Below are 19,982 nucleotides of genomic sequence, written 5' to 3'. Positions count from 1 at the left end.
CGTTTCTTTGGGTTTTTGGGCTGTTCGGCGTAACCGGGTGGGGGGTGGGGCGTTGGGCAGTTCGAGGACGCTACACACGAGCGGGCAGGGCTCACCGAGCCCGTCGAAAGCGGGGGACATGAGGATCAAGTACACGCGCGAACTGCTCATGGAGGCCGCGCTCAGGTTGACGTCGTACGAGGACGTCGCACGCCACTGCGGCAGCATTCCGACACCGGGTGTCCGGTGTTACCTCAGCCGCAGAATGGCCGAAGAGCGGATCGACACCTCCCACTTCACGAACAGGTCGGTCCGCCACGACGAAGCCACGCTCCGCGAAGTGGTCGCCCTCTCCCGCAGCACCGCCGAAGTCGTACGCCGGATCGGCATCCACCCGGTGGGCGGCAACCAGGCCCACATCGCCCGGCGCATCACCGAACTGGGCATCGATACCAGCCACTTCACTTCCGGCGGCCGCCGCCGCCCCAAACGGCCCTTCGCCGACCGGCTGGTTCTGGGTTCGCCGTCCGAGGGGCGGCTGCCCGGTGACCGTCTGCGCAGGGCGCTGCTCCTCCAGGGGGTCGCGGAGAACTGCACGGTGTGCGGTACGGGTCCGGAGTGGAACGGCAAGGCCCTGCGCCTGGAGGTGGACCACCGCAACGGCGACTGGTGGGACAACCGTCCGGAGAATCTGCGTCTCCTGTGCCCCAACTGCCACGCGGTGACGGACACGTACCGCGGCCGCAAACCCCGCAGGCGGCCCGGGGTGAGGCAACCATGACGGCCCACCGGCGGTACGCACGCGACCTGCTGACTCGTACGGCCGCGGTGTCCACCGGTCCCGTCGACATACTGCGCCGCCTGGGGACCCCATCGGGCAGCGGCACGCTCCACTACCTCCGCCGCCGCCTGGCGCATTACGGCATCGACACCACGCACTTCATCGACGAACAACTGCCGCCACGCCCACCGCAGACGTATACGAAGCAGCGCCTGGAGGAAGCGGCCGCCCGGTCTCACAGCATCCGGGACATGCTGGAGTACCTGGGCGTGCCTCCGTACGACAGCGCCTACAGCCACATCCGTGGAAAGCTGACGCGCTTCGGCATCAGCACGGCGCACTTCACCGGGCGCGGCACCCGCGCGGAGCTGCTGCCGCGCGACGAACTCGCCGCCGCCGTGACCGGTTCGCAGAGCCGGGCCGCGACGCTCCGGCGACTCGGCCGCCCCGTCACCACCTCTTCCCGACGGCTCCTGGACCGGAGCATCACGGCCTACGGTCTGTCGACCGCGCACTTCACCGGGCAGGGGCACGCTCGTGGCTGTCCCTCCCCGACCCGCATGCCTGCCGATGACGTCCTCCGGCGCCGTGCACCGGGCTCCCGCCGGACGAAGACGTCCCTGCTACGCCGCGCTCTGGACGACAAGGCAGTCCCGCGGCAATGCGGTGCCTGCGGTCTCGGCGAGACCTGGCAAGGCAGGCGGCTGGTCCTGGAGATCGACCACATCAACGGGGACCGGCTCGACAACCGGATCGGCAACCTGCGCTACCTGTGCCCTTCGTGCCACAGCCAGACCCGCACATTCGGGCGGCGGTCCGCCCGAATCGAAGATCCCTCGACAGACGCGCAACAGGGCACAGTAGAGTAGACGCTGCGGGCCCGTGCCCCAGCTGGCCGAGAGGGCGCCGGTTTAGATCCGGTGTGTCGTGGGTTCGAGTCCCACCGGGCCCACCGTGACGAAGTGGCCGTCACCTCTCCTTGGAGGTGACGGCCACTTCGTCGTCCTCGGGCCGTTTTTCCCTCAGCCCAGCAACTCCCTCACCACCGGCACCAACCCCCGGAACGCCTTGCCGCGATGGCTGATGGCGTTCTTCTCGTCGGCGGTCAGTTCGGCGCAGGTGCGGGTGTCGCCGAGGGGCTGGAGGATCGGGTCGTAGCCGAAGCCGCCGGTGCCGGCGGGGGTGTGGCGGAGGGCGCCTTCGAGGCGGCCTTCGACGACGCGTTCGGTGCCGTCGGGGAGGGCGAGGGCCGCGGCGCAGGCGAAGTGGGCGGCGCGGTGACCGTCGGCGATGTCGGAGAGCTGGGCGAGGAGCAGGTCGAGGTTGGCCTGGTCGTCGCCGTGCCGGCCCGCCCAGCGGGCGGAGAAGATGCCGGGCGCGCCGCCGAGGACGTCGACGCAGAGGCCGGAGTCGTCGGCGACGGCCGGGTGGCCGGTGGCGCGGGCGAGGGCGTGGGCCTTGAGGAGGGCGTTCTCGGCGAAGGTGACGCCGGTTTCCTTGACGTCGGGGACGTCCGGGTAGGCGTCGGCGCCGACCAGTTCGACGTCGAGGTCGGCGGCGGCCAGGATGGCGCGGAGTTCGGTGACTTTGCCGGCGTTGCGGGTGGCGAGGATCAGGCGCTTCATGAGGCCCGATTATCCAGGGGAGGCGGCAGCTTCCCTCATCCCGTCGCGCAGCTCTTGGTGAGGGCGCCGGCCGCGTCGCCCAGTGCGGACAGGTCGGGGGTACGGCCGTCGCGTACGGCGTCGTCGGCTTTGTCGAGGGCGCCGGTCAGGCGGCTGAGCGCCTGCTGGACCTCGGGGTCGTCCGTCGCCTTCTGGATCTTGGCGAGATCCTTCTGGAGGCGGTCGAGGGCGCGCTGGGCGTCCTGGGGGCTGTCGGCGGCGTTGCCGAGGTCCTGCTGGAGGGAGGACAGGTCGTTGGCGAACGCCGTGGCGGTCTTGGCGCAGCCGACGGCCTTGTCGACCGCTCCGCAGGCGGCGAGGAGCGGGACGGTCAGGGCGGCTGCCGCCAGGAGGGCGGCGCCGGTGGCCGCCGGGCGGCGGCCCGCGGCGCGGCGGAGTGCGCTACGGCGGAGTGCGGTACGTCGGCGTGGAGCCATGAGAACGGTCCTCCCCTGGGCGTGCCGTGCACGGGCGGTGCGCCGGTACGGGTGCTGGTACCGGTGCCGGTACTAGGGAGAACGCCGGCGGGCGGGCTTTGGTTGCCGGGGGCCGGGCGGGCCGGGGCGCCGGGAGCGGACCGGGGCGCGTGGGGTCGGCCGGGGTGGTGCGGGGGTGAGCCGGGTGGTGCGGGGCGTGCGCCCCGTGTGTCACATGAGGCCGGTCTGGGTGAAGAGCATGGCCAGGACGATGACGAGGGTCCAGCCGACGAGGTGTTCCAGCAGGTTGGAGCCGTCCTTCGGGCCGCCGGTGCGGGCCCGGGACGCGGTGACGGAGGCGTCGGCTGCGGCAGCCGTGGCAGCGGAAGTGGACATGCGTCCCACGGTGCGCCGCGGGCCGCCGTTTTCCTAGAGACGCAGATCCCACGAGGGAAAGGTCACAGGGCGGGCCCGGCGGGACGGTGAGCGGCGCGCCGGCCCGCCGTCGCGGGGGCCGGCGCGTCAGGAGGCTCGTACGGCGGCGGAGGCCGTCACAGCGTGCGGGCGAGGGCCTCGCGCTGGGCGGCGTCCAGGGTCGAGCAGCCGGCGACGGCCAGGTCGAGGAGGGAGTTGAGTTCCTCGCGGGCGAAGGGTTCGGCCTCGGCGGTGCCCTGGACCTCGACGAAGCGGCCGTCGCCGGTGCAGACGACGTTCATGTCGGTCTCGGCGCGCACGTCCTCCTCGTAGCAGAGGTCGAGCATGGGGACGCCGCCGACGATGCCGACGCTGACGGCGGAGACGGTGCCGACGAGCGGCTGGCGGCCGGCCTTGATGCTCTTCTTGGCCTGGGCCCAGGAGATGGCGTCGGCGAGGGCGACGTAGGCGCCGGTGATGGCGGCGGTGCGGGTGCCGCCGTCGGCCTGGAGGACGTCGCAGTCCAGGACGACGGTGTTCTCGCCGAGGGCCTTGAAGTCGATGACGGCGCGCAGCGAGCGGCCGATGAGGCGGGAGATCTCGTGCGTCCGGCCGCCGATCTTGCCGCGGACGGATTCGCGGTCACCGCGGGTGTTGGTGGAGCGCGGCAGCATCGAGTACTCGGCGGTGACCCAGCCTTCGCCGCTGCCCTTGCGCCAGCGCGGGACGCCTTCGGTGAAGGAGGCGGTGCAGAAGACCTTGGTGTCGCCGAAGGAGATCAGCACGGAGCCTTCGGCGTGCTTGCTCCAGCCGCGTTCCACGGTGACGGGGCGGAGCTGATCGGGGGTGCGGCCGTCGATTCGAGACATGGCCACGACCCTATCGGCTCGGTAGAGGGGCGCGTTCCGGATCGGGGGAGGTCGGGTTCCGAGGGCCGGGTGAGGTCGGGTTCCGGCCGTGGGAGGGGTGGTCGTACCCGTACGGGGACGGGCCCGAACCCGTACCCGGCCGTACACGTACGGGCCCGTCCGTACACGTGCCGAACCGTAGCCCCCGCCCGTACACATGCCGAAGCCCCGGTCCGTCGCCCGGTGGGGCGGGCGGCCGGGGCCCGGCGGGTGAGCGGTCAGCCGCTCACATCATGTCTTCGATCTCGGCGGCGATGGGGTCCGCGTCGGTGCCGATGACGACCTGGATGGCGGTGCCCATCTTGACGACGCCGTGCGCGCCGGCGGCCTTCAGCGCGGCCTCGTCGACGAGCGAGGGGTCGGCGACCTCGGTGCGCAGGCGGGTGATGCAGCCCTCGACCTCTTCGATGTTGTCGAGTCCGCCGAGCCCGGCGACGATCTTCTCAGCCTTGCTGGCCATGTCCACTCCTGCTTGTCTCGGCCACCGGCGGTCGGTGCCGCGCGGTGATCACACGGTAACGCACGTTCAGCCCAGTTACCCGGGCGCGTGCCCGTGCTCTGGCGAATGATGGCGACCACCCGGCAGCGCTTTTCCGGGGGTCCGAAACGCACCACAAGTGGTCTACACCATCAGTATGCGGCACGTAGCGAGCCGGCCCGCTACGGACCGGCGGCCGGGAGGACGCGGATGAGCTCGAACGCGGCAGCGGCGGGAGCGAGGAAACGGTCGGCGGGCCTGTTCCAGGGCTTGCAGAAGATGGGGCGCAGTCTGCAGCTTCCCATCGCCGTGCTGCCGGCCGCGGGCATCCTGAACCGGCTCGGCCAGCCGGACGTCTTCGGCGCGGACGGTCTGGGCTGGGAGAACGTGGCGAAGGTGTTCGCGGGTGCGGGCGGCGCGCTGCTGGACTCCTCGCTGGGGCTGCCGCTGCTGTTCTGCGTCGGTGTGGCGATCGGGATGGCGAAGAAGGCGGACGGTTCGACGGCGCTGGCCGCGGTGGTCGGGTTCCTCGTCTATTACTCGGTGCTGCACCAGTTCCCGCAGGACTGTGCGGCGGGGGCGACGTATGCGACGGCCGGTCAGTGGGGCGGGGTGTGTGTCGACGGGGGCGGTAAGGCCACTCCGGCGGCGTTTCAGAACCCGGGGGTCTTCGGCGGCATCGTGATGGGTTTCTTCGCCGCGTGGATCTGGCAGCGCTATCACCGGGTGAAGCTGGTGGACTGGCTGGGCTTCTTCAACGGGCGTCGGCTGGTGCCGATCGTGATGGCGTTCGTGGGGCTGGCCTTCGCGGCGCTGTGTCTGTGGGTGTGGCCGCCGATCGGTGACGCGCTGACCGGTTTCAGCAAGTGGCTGACGGATCTCGGCGCGACCGGTTCGGGCATCTTCGGTGTCGCCAACCGGGCGCTGCTGGTGATCGGGATGCACCAGTTCCTGAATACGTTCATGTGGTTCCAGTTCGGTGATTTCACCAAGCCGGACGGTACGGCGGTGCACGGTGACATCAACCGGTTCCTGGCGGGGGATCCGACGGCCGGGCAGTTCACCACGGGTTTCTTCCCGATCATGATGTTCGCGCTGCCGGCCGCGGCGCTGGCGATCACACACTGCGCCAAGGCGCACCGCCGCAAGGAGATCGGCGGTCTGATGCTGTCGGTGGGGCTGACGTCGTTCGTCACGGGGGTGACCGAGCCGATCGAGTACTCGTTCCTGTTCGTCGCGCCGGTGCTGTACGGGATCCATGCCGTGCTGACGGGGGTGTCGATGGCGGTGAGCTGGGCGCTGGGCGTCAAGGACGGGTTCAGTTTCTCGGCCGGTCTGATCGACTACGTGATCAACTGGGGGCTGGCCACCAAACCGTGGATGATCATTCCGATCGGTCTGTGTTTCGCGGCCGTCTATTACGCGCTGTTCCGCTTCGTGATCACCAAGTTCGACCTGCACACTCCGGGGCGTGAGCCGGAGGAGGTGGAGGAGGAGCTGACGAAGGAGAATACGAAGTAGGGGGAGGCGGGGGCGGCAGGAGGAGTACGGCGGGGCCGGGGGCAGTGCGGTGGGGCGGTACGGGTTCGCGGGGTCACGGGTACGGAGTCCGGCCCGGGCCGACCGGCCCCCGGAGCCGCGGCACTTGTAGGCCGCTCGGCATGTGATCTAAACGTTGGGGAACAACGGATTCCTTTATGTGTGGGCGACATGCTAAGAATGGTCTAAACCACTGAGTGGTGTAGACCAAGCTTGGCGGGCCGTCCCCCTTTCTCCGAGTGCCCGCCTCACCAGGAGGAATCCGATGAGTTCGGCCACCGCCAAGGCGGCTCCCGACAAGAAGCGTGGCGCCGGTGCCATGGCCGTCGCGCAACGCATCGGCCGCAGCCTCATGCTGCCGATCGCGACGCTGCCCGCCGCGGCGCTCATGGTCCGTCTCGGCCAGCCGGACATGCTCGGCCGGGACTCGTTCCCCGCGTTCCTGAACAAGATCGCGGAGTTCATGGCCGCCGGCGGCGGCGCGCTCCTGGACAACATGCCGCTGCTGTTCGCCGTGGGTATCGCCATCGGCTTCGCCAAGAAGGCGGACGGCTCGACCGGTCTGGCCGCCGTCGTCGGCTACCTGGTCTTCAGCAAGGTGCTGGCGACGTTCGGCGACGACAGCCTCCCGAAGATCGCCAAGGTGGTGGACGGGAAGATAGTCGAGCAGGCCGCGCCCGCCGACGCGAAGGTGCTCGGCGGCGTGGTGATGGGCATCGTGGTCGCCCTGCTCTACCAGCGCTACAGCCGCAAGAAGCTGCCGGACTGGCTCGGCTTCTTCAGCGGCCGCCGCCTGGTGCCGATCCTGTCGTCCTTCGCGGGCCTGGTCATCGGCATCGTCTTCGGCTACATCTGGCCGGTCCTCGGCGCCGGTCTGCACAACTTCGGTGAGTGGCTGGTCGGCTCCGGCGCGGTCGGCGCGGGCATCTTCGGTGTCGCCAACCGCGGTCTGATCGCGGTCGGCATGCACCACCTGCTCAACTCCTTCCCGTGGTTCCAGGCCGGTGACTTCGAGGGCAAGCACGGCGACATCGCCCGCTTCCTGCAGGGTGACCCGAGCGCCGGCCAGTTCATGACCGGCTTCTTCCCGATCATGATGTTCGCGCTGCCCGCCGCGTGCCTGGCGATCGTGCACTGTGCCCGCCCGGAGCGCCGCAAGGTCGTCGGCGGCATGATGTTCTCGCTCGCGCTGACCGCCTTCGTCACCGGTGTGACCGAGCCGATCGAGTTCACGTTCATGTTCATCGCGCCGGTGCTGTACGCGGTGCACGCCGTCCTGACCGGTGTGTCCATGGCGCTGACCTGGGCGCTGGGCATGAAGGACGGCTTCGGCTTCTCGGCCGGCGCGATCGACTACGTACTGAACCTGGGTATCGCGACCAAGCCGCTGATGCTCGCGGTGGTCGGCCTGTGCTTCGCCGCCCTGTACTACGTGATCTTCCGGTTCGCGATCACCAAGTTCGATCTCAAGACGCCGGGCCGCGAGTCCGACGAGGAGATCGCCGAGATGCAGAAGCTCGAAGGCAAGTAGGCCCCCGGCCGCGCCCGCGACAGCGGAAGGCCCCCGTGACCACCTGGTCGCGGGGGCCTTCCGCGTACGGTCCGGACGCGCGGACGGCCAGGACGGACGGCTTCCGCGTACGGCTCAGATCTCGTACACCGCGCCCGCCTTGGCGACCTCGACCGGTCCTTCGAAGACCTCCTGCGCGTCGCGCAGGTTGATGCCCGGGTCGGTCCACGGCGGGATGTGGGTCAGGACCAGCCGTCCCGCGCGGGCGCGCGCGGCGTGCGCGCCGGCTTCGCGCCCGTTGAGGTGGAGGTCCGGGATGTCCTCCTTGCCGTGCGTGAAGGACGCCTCGCACAGGAAGAAGTCGGTGTCCTCGGCGAGGCCGTCCAGGGCGTCGCAGACTCCGGTGTCCCCGGAGTACGTCAGGGTCTTGCCGTCGTGTTCGATACGGAAGCCGAACGCTTCGACGGGGTGGCTGACCAGGTCCGTACGGACGGTGAAGGGGCCGACGGTGAACGTGCCGGGGGTCAGTGTCCGGAAGTCGAAGACCTCGCTCATGGCCTGGTCGGTCGGCAGGTCCGCGTGCGCCGCGGTCAGCCGGCGTTCGGTGCCGGCCGGGCCGTACACGGGCATCGGCGCGCACCGGCCGCCGTCGGGCCGGTAGTAGCGGACGACGAAGTAGCCGCACAGGTCGATGCAGTGGTCGGCGTGCAGGTGGGACAGGAGTACGGCGTCGAGGTCGTAGAGACCGCAGTGGCGCTGCAGCTCGCCCAGGGCACCGTTGCCCATGTCGATGAGCAGCCTGAAGCCGTCGGCCTCCAAGAGGTAGCTCGAACAGGCCGATTCCGTGGAAGGGAACGACCCCGAGCAACCGACGACAGTGAGCTTCATGCGGGCGTGAACCTCCGTGGCTGGGGGCGGAGCGGCGGGTCCATGCGGGGCTTCGGCGGGGGCGTGCACAAGTCCCCGCCGGTCCTCGTCCGGCGGGCGTCGTGCCGGGTCCTGAGCGGTCATTGCGGTGCCCACGAGCGTAAGGCGCGAAAGGGCTGGTGGCTCCTCCGGCGGGGCGAGCTGTGGGCGGAATCACCAGTCCGGGTGGGTGTGTACAGGAGGGTGTTCCCTACCTGTCGTTCCCCGGTCCCGTACGGCTACACGACGCCCGCGCGGCGGCGCCCTACTCCCGGGTACGGCCGTGCCGCCCGGCTGCCGGGGCCGGTACGGTCGGGCGGGGTCCGGAGCTTGGAGGGAACGGGTTTGGACGTCTCGGGGTGGTGGCCCGCACTGGCCGTGGTGGCCGCGCTGGCGCTGGTGGCGGCGCTCGTCGACGGGCGGGCACGCGCGCGGGGCGCGCGGAAGCGGCAGAGCGCTCGGTTCCGGCCAAGAGCGCGGGCGCGGGACCGTACGCGCCCCGGCGGCAGCCCCTCCCGGGGCGCCGGGCCGGGCGGGGCAGCGGCGCCGCGGGCGCGGGAGATCTGGTGGGCCCTGGTGCCGTACGAGGACGGGCCGGGCGCGAAGGACCGCCCGTGCCTGGTGCTGTCGGTACGCGGCGGTACGGCACACGTCGTGAAGATCACCAGCCGGCACCATCCGGACCGGCCGGGGGTGCTCCCGCTGCCTCCCGGCGTGGTCGGGGACGGGCGGCGCCGGGCGAGCTTCCTGGAGACGGACGAGCTGCGCGACGTGCCGCTGCGGGACTTCCGCCGCCGGGCGGGGACGGTCGACGACGCCCTGTGGAAGCGGGTACGCCGCCTCACGGGGAGGTGAGGCGGCGGGACGCGCATCGTCCCGCCCCTCGGGGGCCGCTCCGGGCGGCAGGGCCTCGGAGCCGCTGAACTCCGGAGCCGCGGGGCCTCACGCCCAGAGCTGTCCGTGCAGCGTCTCGATCGCGGCCTCGGTGGTTTCGGCGGTGTAGACGCCGGTGGAGAGGTACTTCCAGCCGCCGTCGGCGACGACGAAGGCGATGTCGGCGGTCTGCCCGGCCTTGACGGCCTTGCGGGCCACGCCGATCGCCGCGTGCAGGGCGGCCCCCGTCGAGACGCCCGCGAAGATGCCTTCCTCGGCGAGGAGTTCGCGGGTGCGGCGGACGGCGTCCTCGGAGCCGACGGAGAAGCGGGTGGTGAGCACCGACTCGTCGTACAGCTCGGGCACGAAGCCCTCGTCGAGGTTGCGCAGCCCGTAGACCACGTCGTCGTAGCGCGGTTCGGCGGCGACGATCTGGACGCCGGGGACGTGCTCGCGCAGGTAGCGGCCGACGCCCATGAGGGTGCCGGTGGTGCCCAGGCCGGCCACGAAGTGGGTGATGGACGGCAGGTCGGCGAGGATCTCCGGGCCGGTGGTGGCGTAGTGGGCGCCGGCGTTGTCGGGGTTGCCGTACTGGTAGAGCATCACCCAGTCGGGGTGCTCGGCGGCCAGCTCCTTGGCGACCCGTACGGCCGTGTTGGAGCCGCCCGCGGCGGGCGAGGAGACGGTCTCCGCGCCCCACATGGCGAGCAGTTCGCGCCGCTCGGAGGAGGTGTTCTCCGGCATGACGCAGACGATCCGGTAGCCCTTGAGCCTGGCCGCCATCGCCAGCGAGATGCCGGTGTTGCCCGAGGTGGGCTCCAGGATGGTGCAGCCGGGGGTGAGCCGGCCGTCCTTCTCCGCCTGCTCGATCATGTGGAGCGCGGGGCGGTCCTTGACCGAGCCGGTCGGGTTGCGGTCCTCCAGCTTGGCCCAGATGCGGACGTCGGCGGAGGGTGACAGCCGCGGCAGGCGGACCAGCGGGGTGTTGCCGACCGCCGCCAGCGGGGAGTCGTACCGCATCAGCGCTGTTCCCGGGGGCCGTCGGACATGCCCGAGCCGCCGGCCACGGCCGGGAGGATGGTGACGCTGTCGCCGTCGCTCAGCTCGGTGGAGATGCCGTTCAGGAAGCGCACGTCCTCGTCGTTGAGGTAGACGTTCACGAAGCGGCGAAGCTGCTCGCCGTCGACGAGGCGCTCCCGGATGCCGTTGTGGCGGCTCTCCAGGTCGGCGAAGAGGTCGGCGAGGGTCGCTCCGCTGCCTTCGACGGCCTTCTGGCCGTCGGTGTAGGTGCGGAGGATGGTCGGGATACGGACCTCGATGGCCATGGGAGCTCCTGTGGGAGGGCGGTGACGTGCGGGCGGGCGGACGTGCGGCGCAGGCTCGGGGCGTGCGGCGCGGAGGCGCTGGGCGTGAGGGCGCGATGCCGGGCGCGCGGCATGGATGCGCGCGCGGACCGCCGCGCGGCCGGTGGGTCCGGCGGCGTCAGGCGGCAGCGCGGACGGGACAGATGGCGCTGGCAAGGCGGCACAGATCGACGTGCAGCCGCGCCACAAGCAACATGCCCGGCGTCTTCTCGCTCACGTCGTCAAAAACCATGCGGTCATCGTATCGATTCCCGGTCCGGGGACTGGAACCTCGTCTTGCGATGCGGACGCTTGGTGCACAACAGGTGGGACGCGGTCTGCGGCGGTACGTCTCAGGAGCGCGCCGCGTAGGCCGCGATCCGCTCGTCCCTGCTGGTCAGGCAGCAACTGACGCAGCGCACGGCTTCGGCGCTCGTGTAGAAGAGGCAGCAGGTGCGGCGGAGGTAGACGAGACGCGGGGTGCCGTCGCGGCGTGTGACGGTGACCACATCGCCGAGTGCGGCGAGGCCGCCGGGCGCGCCGTCCAGGAAGGCGGTCCAGCGGCGGGCCAGCAGCTCCGGATCGGCGTGGGAGGCGGCGAGGGCGGTCGCACAGCCGTGGGCCACTCCCCCGCGCAGTTGCCGCAGTCCGGCCCGGGTGCGCTCCCGCAACGCGTCGGCCAGGGGCAGCAGGTGGCGGGCGAGGACGACGTGCTGAAGCGTATCGGCACTCGGCCCCGGCCCGTCCAGGATGCGGAACGTCCGCATCCTGACCCCGGCGATGCCGTGCCCGGGATCCGGTCGCAGCAGGACGTTCTCCGGCCGTACGTCCAGGACGCGGCCGGTCAGCGCCCAGTGCAGGACGGCCGCCGCGGTGACCCGGCCCGCGTAGACCGCGATGAGGGTGAGGGCGGCGGCGTGCGCGGTGCGGTGGCCGCTGCCCTGGTGCTCGGTGTCCAGGAGGCGGGACAGGTCCGGGCCGTACGGGTCGAGCAGGCGGTCGGCGGCGAGCCAGTCGGGCTCGCCGTCGGGCGGGGTGCCGAGGCCGAGGCGGTAGCGGGGGCCGTGGGCGGCGAGAGCCGCGAGTGCGGCGTGTGGATCGTCCGGGTTGCCCTCGGTGTGCGACCCGTCCGCATCGCCCGCCCCGACCGCTGCGAGCGGCCCGTCCACATCGTCCGCTGCGAGCGGCCCGCCATGACCGCCGGTGGCAGCGCCCGCCTCGTACGCGCTCACCGCCGCCCCACCGCCCCCGAACCCGCCGCGCTCCGCCCGCCCGCCGCCCCCGGCGGCAGATACACCACCGTCGGCGCCCCGGTCACCGGATGCGTGCTGACCTCGGCGGCGACCCCGTACACGTCGGCCAGAAGGCCGGGGGTGAGGATCTCGTGCGGCGTCCCGTGGGCGACGACGCGGCCCTCGCGCAGCACGTACAGGCGGTCGCAGTAGTACGCGGCGAGGTTGAGGTCGTGCAGGGCGAGCAGGGTGCTGGTGCCGAGGGAGGTCACCAGGGAGAGGACGTCGAGCTGGTAGCGGATGTCGAGGTGGTTGGTCGGCTCGTCGAGGACGAGCAGGGACGGCTGCTGCACGAGCGCCCGCGCGACCAGGACGCGCTGTCGCTCACCGCCGGAGAGCGCCGCGAAGGAACGTTCCCGCAGCTCCGCGACGCCCACCCGCTCCAGCGCCTCGTCGGTGCGGACGGCGTCGTCCGCCGTGTCGGTCTCCCAGAAGCGCTTGTGCGGCGAGCGGCCCATCGCGACGATCTCGCGCACGGTCAGTTCGAAGGCGCCGCTGCCGTCCTGGGGGACGGTGGCCACGCGCCGGGCCCGCTCCTTGGCGGAGAACCCGGCCAGGTCGCAGCCGTCCAGCGTGATCCGGCCGTGGGTGGGGGCCAGGGTGCCGTACACGCAGCGCAGCAGGGTGGTCTTGCCGCTGCCGTTGGGGCCGACCAGGCCCACCGTCTCGCCGGGCGCGACGTGCAGGTCGGCGCCGTCGACGAGGTGGCGGCCGTCGACGCCGTACGACAGTCCCTCGGTCCGCAGCTCGGCGGGGGCGGCGGGGTCCGTGTTCGGGACGCTCATCCGGTGATCCCTTCCGTACGGGTGGTGCGGCGCAGCAGCCACAGGAAGAACGGTCCGCCGGCCAGCGCGGTGACCACGCCGACCGGGATCTCCTGGGAGCCGGCGACGGTGCGGGCCAGCAGGTCGGCGAGGACGACGAAGACCGCGCCCGCCAGGGCGACCACCGGCAGCAGGGCCCGGTGCGAGGCGCCGACGAGCATACGGACGGCGTGCGGCACCATCAGGCCGACGAAGCCGATGGAGCCGCTGGCCGCCACGAGCACGCCGGTGACCAGGGACGCCAGGACGAAGACGGCGGCGCGGAAGCGGCCGGTGTCCAGCCCGAGGACGGTCGCGCCCTCCTCGCCGACCAGCAGCAGGTCCAGCGGCCGGGCGAGGGTGAGCAGCAGCGCGAGGCCGGCGAGCAGGACGAGGGCGGGCAGCCACAGGGTGTTCCAGCGGGCCTGGCCGAGGCCGCCGAGCGTCCAGAACATGATGGACCGCAGGTGCTCGGCCTTGGCCGAGGTGACCAGGACGAGGCTGGTGAGCGCGGAGAGGATGTACTGGACCGCGACGCCCGCCAGCACCAGCCGCCCGGTGGTCATGGTGCCGCCGCGCCGGGCCATGGCGTAGACGGCGACCAGCGCGGCCAGCGACCCGGCGAAGGCAGCCAGCGGCATCGAGACCGTACTGGCGAGTCCGCCGCCGACGCCGAGGACGACGACCATCACGGCGCCGGTCGAGGCGCCCGAGGAGACGCCGAGCAGGAACGGGTCGGCGAGCGGGTTGCGGACCAGCGCCTGCAGGACGGTGCCGATGACGGCGAGCCCCGCGCCGACGACGGCGCCGAGCAGCACGCGGGGCAGCCGTACGTCGAGGACGATGGTCGGGAACGGGCCGGCCGGCGCGTCCCCGGTCAGGATGCGCAGGACGTCGCCGGGCGGGATGCGGACGGAGCCGAGGACGAGCCCGGCCAGCCCCGCCGCGAGCAGGGCGGCGGCGAGGACGGCCAGGACGAGGGTGTAGCGCAGCCGGCGCGGCGGTGCGGCCGCGGTCTTGCAGCTCACCGCGGCTACTTGAAGGCGTCCGGGTGCAGTTGCCCGGCCAGCGACCGGACGGCGTCCGGTACGCGTACGCCGAGCACCGCGCTGGACAGCGGCAGTACCGCGAACCGCTGGTTCTTCACGGCCGGTACGTCCCGGAGGGCCGGGTCTTCGAGCAGCCGCTTCTTCTTCGCCTCGACGGGGGTGCCGCCGTAGTCGTAGATCACGATGATCTCGGGCTTGCGCTCGACGATCTGCTCCCAGGACACATCGGTGAAGGTCTTGGCGGTGTCCGCGAAGACGTTGCGGCCGCCGGCCAGGGAGATGATCTCGTTGCCGATGCCCTTGCCGCCCGCGGTGTGCACGGAGGAGTCGCCGCTGTCGTAGACGAAGACGGAGGCCGGGGCGGTGCCCCTGAGCTTGTCCTTGGTGGCGTCGATCGTGGTCTCGGCCTTCTTGACCAGGGCTTCGGCGCGGTCGCGTACGCCGAAGGTGGCGCCGACCTCGCGGATCTCCTGGGCGAGCTGCTGGACACCGGTCTTGCCGTGCGTGCAGTACTCGATGTTCAGGCGGGTCTTGATGCCGGACTTCTCCAGCGCGGCCCGCTCGCGGCCCTCGCCCTTGTCGAAGGCGCTGGCGTAGCCGCCGTAGACGAAGTCGGGGTTGGCGCCGAGCAGCGTCTCGTAGGAGGGGTACTCCTTGGCGAGGACCTTGACGCTCTTGTAGTCCTTCTCGTACCGCGGCAGGACCTTGTCGTCGAGGTAGGCGGTGCCGGCCAGCCGGTCCTTGAGGCCGAGGGCGAGCATGATCTCGGTGGTGTGCTGGTTCATGGTCACCACGCGCTCGGGCGGGGCCTTGAAGGTGGTGCGTACGCCGCAGTTGTCGACGGTGTACGGGAAGCCGGCCGCCTTGGCCGTGGCCCCGCCGGACGCCTTCGCGTCGCCGCCGTCTCCGCCGCCGGTGCCGCAGGCGGCGAGCGGCAGCAGGAGTGCCGCCGAGATGAGCGCGCGCAGTGCGCCGCGGGACCTGCGTCTGGACATGGCCGTGCCTCCTCCGGGGGATCCGCGTCCCCTGGTCGGTGTGCAGGCGGCAGGTCAGTTCCTGGCTTCCAGGCCGTGCGGCCTGGTCACAGTGGCGGGACCGTCCCGGATTCGCACCGGGTTCCTGGGTCCTGCCGCCCGAGGTGATGCGGCACAGTGTGTCAGGTGCGCCGGCGGCGTCCGCCGTCGCGGTGGCCGGCAGGCGGCCGCGGATCGGCAGACGGCCGCGGATCAGCGGGCGTCCCCGGTCAGTAGGCGTCCACGACCTCGACGTCTTCCTCCGTGACCTGACCGTCCAGGATGCGGAACGAGCGGAACTGGAACGGTCCGGCGTCGTCGGTGTCGGCCGTGGAGACCAGGACGTAGTGCGCGCCGGGCTCGTTGGCGTAGGAGATGTCCGTACGGGACGGGTACGCCTCGGTCGCGGTGTGCGAGTGGTAGATGATCACGGGTTCCTCGTCCCGGTCGTCCAGCTCGCGGTAGAGCTTGAGCAGGTCCTGGGAGTCGAACTCGTAGAAGGTGGGCGAGCGGGCGGCGTTGAGCATCGGGATGAACCGCTCGGGGCGGCCGCTGCCGGCCGGGCCCGCGACCATGCCGCAGGCCTCGTCGGGGTGGTCCTTGCGGGCGTGTTCCACGATCTGGTCGTACAGGGCCTTGGTAAGGGTCAGCATGGGCCCCAGAATAAGCAGGCGGGCCGGTGCGTACCGAAGGTTGGTACGAACCGGCCCGCATGCTGGACAGCCCGCCCGGGAGCGGGCCGCCCTCAGTCCTTCTTGCCGCCCTGCGGGGCGGACGTGACGGCCACCGGAGCGGCGGCCTTGCCGAACATGTCGGGGTTGCGGGACTTGAGCACCAGGTAGCTGACGCCCAGGACCAGCGCCCAGACCGGTGCCGCGTACAGCGAGACCCGGGCGTCCGGGTCCACCCCCATCATCACGATGACCATGCCGATGAAGGCCAGCGCGAAGATCGAGGTGTACGGGGCGCCGGGCGCCTTGAACTCGGACTGCGGCAGCTCGCCGCGGTCCGCCTTGGCCCGGTAGCGGAGCTGCGAGATCAGGATCATGATCCAGGCCCACATGCCGGAGATCGTCGCGAAGGACACCACCAGGTCGAAGGCCTTGCCCGGCCACTGGTAGTTGATCCAGACGCCGAACAGCATCATCGCGACGGAGACGCCGGTGCCCCAGGTCGGCAGGCCGTTCTTGCTGAGGCGGGTGAACAGCTTGGGTCCCTGGCCGTTGAGCGCCAGGTCACGCAGCATCCGGCCGGTGGAGTACATGCCGGAGTTGGCCGAGGACAGCGCCGCGGTCAGTACGACGAAGTTGACGATGGCGGCGCCGGCCGGCAGGCCGATCTGCTGGAAGGCCGCGACGAACGGGCTCACGCCCGGCTTGAAGACGGTCCAGCTCACGACGGACAGGATGATGATGAGCGCGCCGATGTAGAAGAGGCCGATCCGCCACGGCACGGTGTTGATGGCCTTGGGCAGGACCTTCTTGGGGTTGGTGGCCTCACCCGCGGTGACCCCGACGAGTTCGACCGCCAGGAAGGCGAACATCACGATCTGCAGGGTCATCAGCGTGCCGCCGATGCCCTTCGGGAAGAAGCCGCCGTCCGACCACAGAAGGCTGAAGGAAGCGGTGTCACCGGCGTCGGAAAAACCGATGGTGATCACGCCGAGACCGATGAGGATCATGCCGATGATCGCGGTGACCTTGACCATCGAGAACCAGAACTCCAGCTCACCGAAGAGCTTCACGGAGATCAGGTTGATACCGAACAGGGCAACCGTGAAGACCAGGGCGGACGCCCACTGGGGTATTCCCTTGTTCCAGTACTGCACATAGGTGGCGGCTGCAGTTACTTCGGTGATGCCGGTGACCACCCAGAACAGCCAGTACGTCCAGCCCGTCACGAATCCCATGAACGGGCCGAGGAATTCGCGGGCGTACTCCGAGAAGGAGCCCGACACCGGCCGGTACATGAGCAGCTCGCCCAGGGCGCGCATGATGAAGAAGATGACCAGGCCCACGATGGCGTAGGCCAGGATGATGCTGGGTCCCGCTTTCGAGATCGCCTTGCCCGCTCCGAGGAACAGACCGGTTCCGATGGCGCCACCGATGGCGATCATCTGGATCTGCCGGTTTCCCAGCCCCCGCTGGTAACCCTCTTCCGAGGCAGATCCCGCGGCGTCGCTGCCGCCGGCGTTCTTTTCGACCTGCACAGAGGTCATGTGTGGTGCGCCCTTCTCCATTCCGACCCGGTCTGTCCGGATCGGGTTCCGATCCCCCGGATGGAGTTCCTGCACGCCGACGGTCGGCCGGCCAAGCGCTCCCGGAGTGACAGGGGTGGCGTCACTCACGGCAGGTTCGTGAACATGTATCACGGCGCCTTGGACATCTACCAGTGATGTCTTGGAGCCGAGCACAAGAAAAGTAGGATAAATGCTGGAATGGGCTGGTGGGTAGTCAGGGTCGGTGACGCGATCGTTATCCGGATTTGAGCGTCCGTTGAGCGGCCCCCGCGATCGGGACATCCGGGACAGGCGACACGGGACCACGGGCGGCCGGACGGCGCGCCCGTGCGGAACCTCCGGGTCCGCTCCCGAGAGCCCGGGGATCAGGCCGTCAGCGTCTCGATCAGGCTCTCCTGGAGCCCGCCCAGCCACAGGTACGCCATCACCATCGGCTTGCGCGGGTCACTGTCCGGGAGCCGCAGCAGCTCGCCGCTCTCGTCCTCGTCGGTGACCTCCAGACGGGTGCCGATGGCCAGCCGGAGGTCGTTCAGGGCGCCCAGCCACTGCCGCGACTCGTCCGGCTTCAGGCGCAGCACGGCACCGTCCACGGCGCCCTCCGGGGCGGCGGCGTCCGAGCCGTCGGTGCGGCGGGCTCCGCCGACCGGGCCGAGCGCGTCCAGGGCCCGTACGACCGCGAGGGCGTCCTCGCGCTTACGGGTGCGCAGGTCGTTCTCCGTGTAGCGGCGGAACTCGGCCGCGGCGGCGTGCGTGGCGTCGTCCGGCACCTCGTCCGGGCCGCCGTACGCGTCCGGGAAGAGGCGGGCCAGCGCCGGGTCGGACGGGGGCTCGCTGGGGCCCTCCGTGAACAGCGCGGCCAGCGGGTCGTCGCCCTCGGCGGGCTCCTCGCCCGGCCCGATCAGCTCCATGAGCTGGACGGCGAGGCTGCGCAGGATGGAGATCTCGACCTCGTCGAGGGGGGCGGCCGCGCCGCCGCCGGGCAGGGGCTCGAAGTGGCCGGCCATCAGCGGTCCTGGGTGAGGGTCGCCCACAGGCCGTACCCGTGCATCGCTTGCACGTCGCGCTCCATTTCCTCGCGGCTGCCGCTGGAGACGACCGCCCGTCCCTTGTGGTGAACGTCGAGCATGAGCTGCTTGGCCTTGCCCTTCGAGTAGCCGAAGTAGGTCTCGAAGACGTACGCCACGTAGCTCATGAGATTGACGGGGTCGTTGTGCACCAGCGTGACCCAGGGCACGTCCGGCTCCGGCACCTCGGAGGGTGCCTCGCTGGACTCGGGTCGTTCGATCTCCACGGGGGCGCCGAGCGCGCAGCGCGTCGATCGAAGGGCGATGGTGGCAGACGGGTCGGCGCTCACGGTCTCCATGCTGCCACCCGCGGTGGGGCATCGCACAAACAGCCCGGGGAAATCGTCAGAGTGACGAGTATGAGAGGTAGCATCCTTACCATGAACACAGCAGACCTGGGGCTGCCGGTGGACGTGCCGTCGACTGCGCTCTTCACCGACCAGTACGAACTCACCATGCTGCAGGCCGCACTGCGGTCCGGGACCGCCGAGCGCCGCTCGGTCTTCGAGGTCTTCACCCGACGCCTGCCGGAAGGCCGCCGCTACGGCGTCGTCGCCGGAACGGGCCGGGTGCTGGACGCGGTGGAGAACTTCCGGTTCGACGAAACGATTCTCGGCTTCCTGCGCGAGCGCGGCATCCTCGACGACCGCACGCTGGACTGGCTGGCCGGATACCGCTTCCGCGGCGACATCTGGGGCTACCCCGAGGGCGAGGTCTACTTCCCCGGCTCGCCGATCATGCGGGTCGAGGGCACCTTCGCCGAAGCGGTCCTGCTGGAGACGGTGATCCTCTCCATCCTCAACCACGACTCCGCGGTGGCCGCCGCCGCGTCCCGGATGGCCGTCGCGGCCGGCGACCGGCCCCTCATCGAGATGGGCGCCCGCCGCACCCACGAGCTGGCCGCCGTCGCCGCCTCCCGCTCGGCGTACGTGGGCGGCTTCCACTCCACGTCCGACCTCGCGGCCGGCTTCCGCTACAACATCCCGACCGTCGGAACCAGCGCCCACTCCTTCACCCTGCTGCACGACAGCGAGCGCGACGCGTTCCGGGCACAGGTCGACGCGCTCGGCAGCGGCACCACGCTGCTCGTGGACACCTTCGACGTCACCGAGGCGGTCCGTACGGCCGTCGAGGTGGCCGGGCCCGGCCTCGGCGCCGTCCGCATCGACTCCGGCGACCTGCTGCTGCTCGCCCACCGCGTACGGCAGCAGCTCGACGAGCTGGGCGCCCGCGACACGCGCATCGTCGTGACCAGCGACCTGGACGAGTACGCCATCGCCTCGCTCGCGGCGGCACCGGTGGACGCGTACGGCGTGGGCACCCAACTGGTCACCGGCAGCGGCCACCCGACCTGCTCCATGGTCTACAAGCTGGTCGCCCGCGCCGACAGCGACGCGGCGGACGCGCCGCTGCGGCCGGTGGCCAAGAAGTCCATGGGCGGCAAGGCGTCGCTCGGCGGCCGCAAGTGGTCGGCACGGCGGCTGGACGAGCACGGCGTCGCGGAGGCGGAGGTCGTCGGCACCGGCCCGGTGCCGGCGGAGTTCGCCGAGCGGCAGCTCGCGGTGCCGCTGGTGCGCGGCGGTGAGGTGGTCGCCCGTGAGCCGCTGGACGCGGCGCGGGAGCGGCACATCGCGGCGCGGGCCGGGCTGCCGATGTCCGCGATGCAGTTGTCCCGTGGGGAGGCGGTACTGCCCACGGAGCAGGCTTGACG

23 protein-coding genes, 1 tRNA gene and 1 riboswitch are annotated in these 19,982 nt (G+C 71.1%); of the genes, 7 read left to right on the top strand and 17 right to left on the bottom strand.

Features of this window, described 5'->3' with window-relative positions:
* Window positions 1-118: 118 nt before the first annotated feature.
* The 3 genes from EJG53_RS25695 to EJG53_RS25685 all read left to right on the top strand — a co-directional run bounded on the left by EJG53_RS25695 (window position 119) and on the right by EJG53_RS25685 (window position 1,712).
* Complete coding sequence (locus EJG53_RS25695; protein WP_125046736.1) at window positions 119-760, top strand: HNH endonuclease; 642 nt, start codon at window positions 119-121, stop codon at window positions 758-760.
* Window positions 757-1,629 (top strand): HNH endonuclease signature motif containing protein, encoded by an 873-nt coding sequence (locus EJG53_RS25690; RefSeq protein ID WP_125046734.1) that lies wholly within the window; start codon window positions 757-759, stop codon window positions 1,627-1,629. The genes EJG53_RS25695 and EJG53_RS25690 overlap by 4 nt, the downstream gene beginning before the upstream one ends.
* Window positions 1,630-1,636: 7 nt before the next feature.
* Window positions 1,637-1,712 (top strand) — tRNA-Leu (locus EJG53_RS25685).
* Between the two features lie 70 nt (window positions 1,713-1,782).
* Here EJG53_RS25685 and rdgB read toward each other — a convergent pair.
* The 5 genes from rdgB to EJG53_RS25660 all read right to left on the bottom strand — a co-directional run bounded on the left by rdgB (window position 1,783) and on the right by EJG53_RS25660 (window position 4,622).
* The gene (rdgB, locus tag EJG53_RS25680; protein WP_125046732.1) at window positions 1,783-2,385 is read right to left on the bottom strand and encodes an RdgB/HAM1 family non-canonical purine NTP pyrophosphatase; all 603 of its coding nucleotides are present in this window, start codon (window positions 2,383-2,385) and stop codon (window positions 1,783-1,785) included.
* A gap of 35 nt (window positions 2,386-2,420) precedes the next feature.
* Window positions 2,421-2,861, bottom strand: a complete 441-nt coding sequence (locus EJG53_RS25675) for a hypothetical protein (protein WP_125046730.1) — start codon at window positions 2,859-2,861, stop codon at window positions 2,421-2,423.
* Between the two features lie 210 nt (window positions 2,862-3,071).
* Window positions 3,072-3,236, bottom strand: a complete 165-nt coding sequence (locus EJG53_RS25670; protein ID WP_125046728.1) for an SCO1431 family membrane protein — start codon at window positions 3,234-3,236, stop codon at window positions 3,072-3,074.
* Between the two features lie 155 nt (window positions 3,237-3,391).
* Window positions 3,392-4,123 (bottom strand): ribonuclease PH, encoded by a 732-nt coding sequence (rph, locus tag EJG53_RS25665; RefSeq protein WP_031007338.1) that lies wholly within the window; start codon window positions 4,121-4,123, stop codon window positions 3,392-3,394.
* Window positions 4,124-4,388: 265 nt separating this feature from the next.
* Complete coding sequence (locus EJG53_RS25660; protein ID WP_003986022.1) at window positions 4,389-4,622, bottom strand: glucose PTS transporter subunit EIIB; 234 nt, start codon at window positions 4,620-4,622, stop codon at window positions 4,389-4,391.
* 228 nt (window positions 4,623-4,850) lie between these two features.
* Here EJG53_RS25660 and EJG53_RS25655 point away from each other — a divergent pair, with 228 nt between their 5' ends.
* A complete protein-coding gene (locus EJG53_RS25655) occupies window positions 4,851-6,161 on the top strand; it encodes a PTS transporter subunit EIIC (RefSeq protein WP_125046726.1) in 1,311 nt (436 codons plus the stop codon).
* Window positions 6,162-6,444: 283 nt separating this feature from the next.
* Window positions 6,445-7,710 (top strand): PTS transporter subunit EIIC, encoded by a 1,266-nt coding sequence (locus EJG53_RS25650; protein WP_125046724.1) that lies wholly within the window; start codon window positions 6,445-6,447, stop codon window positions 7,708-7,710.
* A 114-nt stretch (window positions 7,711-7,824) separates the two neighbouring features.
* Here EJG53_RS25650 and EJG53_RS25645 read toward each other — a convergent pair whose 3' ends face one another.
* On the bottom strand, window positions 7,825-8,577 hold the full coding sequence (locus tag EJG53_RS25645; RefSeq protein ID WP_031007345.1) for an MBL fold metallo-hydrolase: 753 nt from the start codon (window positions 8,575-8,577) through the stop codon (window positions 7,825-7,827).
* Window positions 8,578-8,940: 363 nt separating this feature from the next.
* Between EJG53_RS25645 and EJG53_RS25640 the strand changes: the two genes are divergently transcribed.
* Window positions 8,941-9,450 carry a type II toxin-antitoxin system PemK/MazF family toxin gene (locus tag EJG53_RS25640; RefSeq protein WP_125046722.1) on the top strand — a complete coding sequence of 170 codons (510 nt, stop codon included), beginning with the start codon at window positions 8,941-8,943 and terminating at the stop codon, window positions 9,448-9,450.
* Window positions 9,451-9,537: 87 nt separating this feature from the next.
* Here EJG53_RS25640 and EJG53_RS25635 read toward each other — a convergent pair whose 3' ends face one another.
* The 11 genes from EJG53_RS25635 to clpS all read right to left on the bottom strand — a co-directional run bounded on the left by EJG53_RS25635 (window position 9,538) and on the right by clpS (window position 18,570).
* The gene (locus EJG53_RS25635) at window positions 9,538-10,488 is read right to left on the bottom strand and encodes a PLP-dependent cysteine synthase family protein (RefSeq protein WP_125046720.1); all 951 of its coding nucleotides are present in this window, start codon (window positions 10,486-10,488) and stop codon (window positions 9,538-9,540) included.
* On the bottom strand, window positions 10,488-10,793 hold the full coding sequence (locus EJG53_RS25630; protein WP_030023752.1) for a MoaD/ThiS family protein: 306 nt from the start codon (window positions 10,791-10,793) through the stop codon (window positions 10,488-10,490). The genes EJG53_RS25635 and EJG53_RS25630 overlap by 1 nt, the downstream gene beginning before the upstream one ends.
* A gap of 157 nt (window positions 10,794-10,950) precedes the next feature.
* Window positions 10,951-11,064 (bottom strand): putative leader peptide, encoded by a 114-nt coding sequence (locus EJG53_RS43970; protein WP_359131720.1) that lies wholly within the window; start codon window positions 11,062-11,064, stop codon window positions 10,951-10,953.
* Between the two features lie 100 nt (window positions 11,065-11,164).
* Window positions 11,165-12,043, bottom strand: a complete 879-nt coding sequence (locus EJG53_RS25625) for a hypothetical protein (protein ID WP_218041931.1) — start codon at window positions 12,041-12,043, stop codon at window positions 11,165-11,167.
* On the bottom strand, window positions 12,040-12,888 hold the full coding sequence (locus tag EJG53_RS25620; RefSeq protein WP_125046718.1) for an ABC transporter ATP-binding protein: 849 nt from the start codon (window positions 12,886-12,888) through the stop codon (window positions 12,040-12,042). The genes EJG53_RS25625 and EJG53_RS25620 overlap by 4 nt, the downstream gene beginning before the upstream one ends.
* The gene (locus tag EJG53_RS25615) at window positions 12,885-13,934 is read right to left on the bottom strand and encodes a FecCD family ABC transporter permease (RefSeq protein WP_125046716.1); all 1,050 of its coding nucleotides are present in this window, start codon (window positions 13,932-13,934) and stop codon (window positions 12,885-12,887) included. The genes EJG53_RS25620 and EJG53_RS25615 overlap by 4 nt, the downstream gene beginning before the upstream one ends.
* Window positions 13,935-13,939: 5 nt before the next feature.
* Complete coding sequence (locus EJG53_RS25610) at window positions 13,940-14,950, bottom strand: ABC transporter substrate-binding protein (RefSeq protein ID WP_125046715.1); 1,011 nt, start codon at window positions 14,948-14,950, stop codon at window positions 13,940-13,942.
* Between the two features lie 35 nt (window positions 14,951-14,985).
* Window positions 14,986-15,100, bottom strand: a riboswitch (cobalamin riboswitch).
* Between the two features lie 98 nt (window positions 15,101-15,198).
* Complete coding sequence (locus EJG53_RS25605; protein ID WP_031007361.1) at window positions 15,199-15,621, bottom strand: M67 family metallopeptidase; 423 nt, start codon at window positions 15,619-15,621, stop codon at window positions 15,199-15,201.
* A gap of 92 nt (window positions 15,622-15,713) precedes the next feature.
* Complete coding sequence (locus tag EJG53_RS25600) at window positions 15,714-17,186, bottom strand: amino acid permease (protein ID WP_244955333.1); 1,473 nt, start codon at window positions 17,184-17,186, stop codon at window positions 15,714-15,716.
* A 386-nt stretch (window positions 17,187-17,572) separates the two neighbouring features.
* Window positions 17,573-18,211: a DUF2017 domain-containing protein gene (locus tag EJG53_RS25595; RefSeq protein WP_125046714.1), complete on the bottom strand. Its 639-nt coding sequence runs from the start codon at window positions 18,209-18,211 to the stop codon at window positions 17,573-17,575.
* Window positions 18,211-18,570 (bottom strand): ATP-dependent Clp protease adapter ClpS, encoded by a 360-nt coding sequence (clpS, locus tag EJG53_RS25590; protein WP_241267760.1) that lies wholly within the window; start codon window positions 18,568-18,570, stop codon window positions 18,211-18,213. Before clpS ends, EJG53_RS25595 begins: the two co-directional genes overlap by 1 nt.
* Window positions 18,571-18,651: 81 nt before the next feature.
* Here clpS and EJG53_RS25585 point away from each other — a divergent pair, with 81 nt between their 5' ends.
* Window positions 18,652-19,980: a nicotinate phosphoribosyltransferase gene (locus tag EJG53_RS25585; RefSeq protein WP_125046713.1), complete on the top strand. Its 1,329-nt coding sequence runs from the start codon at window positions 18,652-18,654 to the stop codon at window positions 19,978-19,980.
* Window positions 19,981-19,982 lie beyond the last annotated feature (2 nt).

Origin of the sequence: Streptomyces chrestomyceticus JCM 4735 (assembly GCF_003865135.1) — a bacterium.
Taxonomy (GTDB): Bacteria; Actinomycetota; Actinomycetes; order Streptomycetales; family Streptomycetaceae; genus Streptomyces; species Streptomyces chrestomyceticus.
Note: the sequence above shows the minus strand (reverse complement) of the source record. Positions and strands in the feature narration are given on the sequence as shown.

What these genes read in the sequence shown, in the direction of transcription:
- clpS (WP_241267760.1), bottom strand. Translation starts at nt 18,570, where the DNA reads ATGGAGACCGTGAGCGCCGACCCGTCTGCCACCATCGCCCTTCGATCG.
- EJG53_RS25645 (WP_031007345.1), bottom strand. Translation starts at nt 8,577, where the DNA reads ATGAAGCTCACTGTCGTCGGTTGCTCGGGGTCGTTCCCTTCCACGGAA.
- EJG53_RS25690 (WP_125046734.1), top strand. Translation starts at nt 757, where the DNA reads ATGACGGCCCACCGGCGGTACGCACGCGACCTGCTGACTCGTACGGCC.
- EJG53_RS25610 (WP_125046715.1), bottom strand. Translation starts at nt 14,950, where the DNA reads ATGTCCAGACGCAGGTCCCGCGGCGCACTGCGCGCGCTCATCTCGGCG.
- EJG53_RS43970 (WP_359131720.1), bottom strand. Translation starts at nt 11,064, where the DNA reads ATGGTTTTTGACGACGTGAGCGAGAAGACGCCGGGCATGTTGCTTGTG.
- EJG53_RS25660 (WP_003986022.1), bottom strand. Translation starts at nt 4,622, where the DNA reads ATGGCCAGCAAGGCTGAGAAGATCGTCGCCGGGCTCGGCGGACTCGAC.
- rdgB (WP_125046732.1), bottom strand. Translation starts at nt 2,385, where the DNA reads ATGAAGCGCCTGATCCTCGCCACCCGCAACGCCGGCAAAGTCACCGAA.
- rph (WP_031007338.1), bottom strand. Translation starts at nt 4,123, where the DNA reads ATGTCTCGAATCGACGGCCGCACCCCCGATCAGCTCCGCCCCGTCACC.
- EJG53_RS25655 (WP_125046726.1), top strand. Translation starts at nt 4,851, where the DNA reads ATGAGCTCGAACGCGGCAGCGGCGGGAGCGAGGAAACGGTCGGCGGGC.
- EJG53_RS25600 (WP_244955333.1), bottom strand. Translation starts at nt 17,186, where the DNA reads ATGACCTCTGTGCAGGTCGAAAAGAACGCCGGCGGCAGCGACGCCGCG.
- EJG53_RS25595 (WP_125046714.1), bottom strand. Translation starts at nt 18,211, where the DNA reads ATGGCCGGCCACTTCGAGCCCCTGCCCGGCGGCGGCGCGGCCGCCCCC.
- EJG53_RS25605 (WP_031007361.1), bottom strand. Translation starts at nt 15,621, where the DNA reads ATGCTGACCCTTACCAAGGCCCTGTACGACCAGATCGTGGAACACGCC.
- EJG53_RS25670 (WP_125046728.1), bottom strand. Translation starts at nt 3,236, where the DNA reads ATGTCCACTTCCGCTGCCACGGCTGCCGCAGCCGACGCCTCCGTCACC.
- EJG53_RS25585 (WP_125046713.1), top strand. Translation starts at nt 18,652, where the DNA reads ATGAACACAGCAGACCTGGGGCTGCCGGTGGACGTGCCGTCGACTGCG.
- EJG53_RS25675 (WP_125046730.1), bottom strand. Translation starts at nt 2,861, where the DNA reads ATGGCTCCACGCCGACGTACCGCACTCCGCCGTAGCGCACTCCGCCGC.
- EJG53_RS25630 (WP_030023752.1), bottom strand. Translation starts at nt 10,793, where the DNA reads ATGGCCATCGAGGTCCGTATCCCGACCATCCTCCGCACCTACACCGAC.
- EJG53_RS25620 (WP_125046718.1), bottom strand. Translation starts at nt 12,888, where the DNA reads ATGAGCGTCCCGAACACGGACCCCGCCGCCCCCGCCGAGCTGCGGACC.
- EJG53_RS25650 (WP_125046724.1), top strand. Translation starts at nt 6,445, where the DNA reads ATGAGTTCGGCCACCGCCAAGGCGGCTCCCGACAAGAAGCGTGGCGCC.
- EJG53_RS25695 (WP_125046736.1), top strand. Translation starts at nt 119, where the DNA reads ATGAGGATCAAGTACACGCGCGAACTGCTCATGGAGGCCGCGCTCAGG.
- EJG53_RS25635 (WP_125046720.1), bottom strand. Translation starts at nt 10,488, where the DNA reads ATGCGGTACGACTCCCCGCTGGCGGCGGTCGGCAACACCCCGCTGGTC.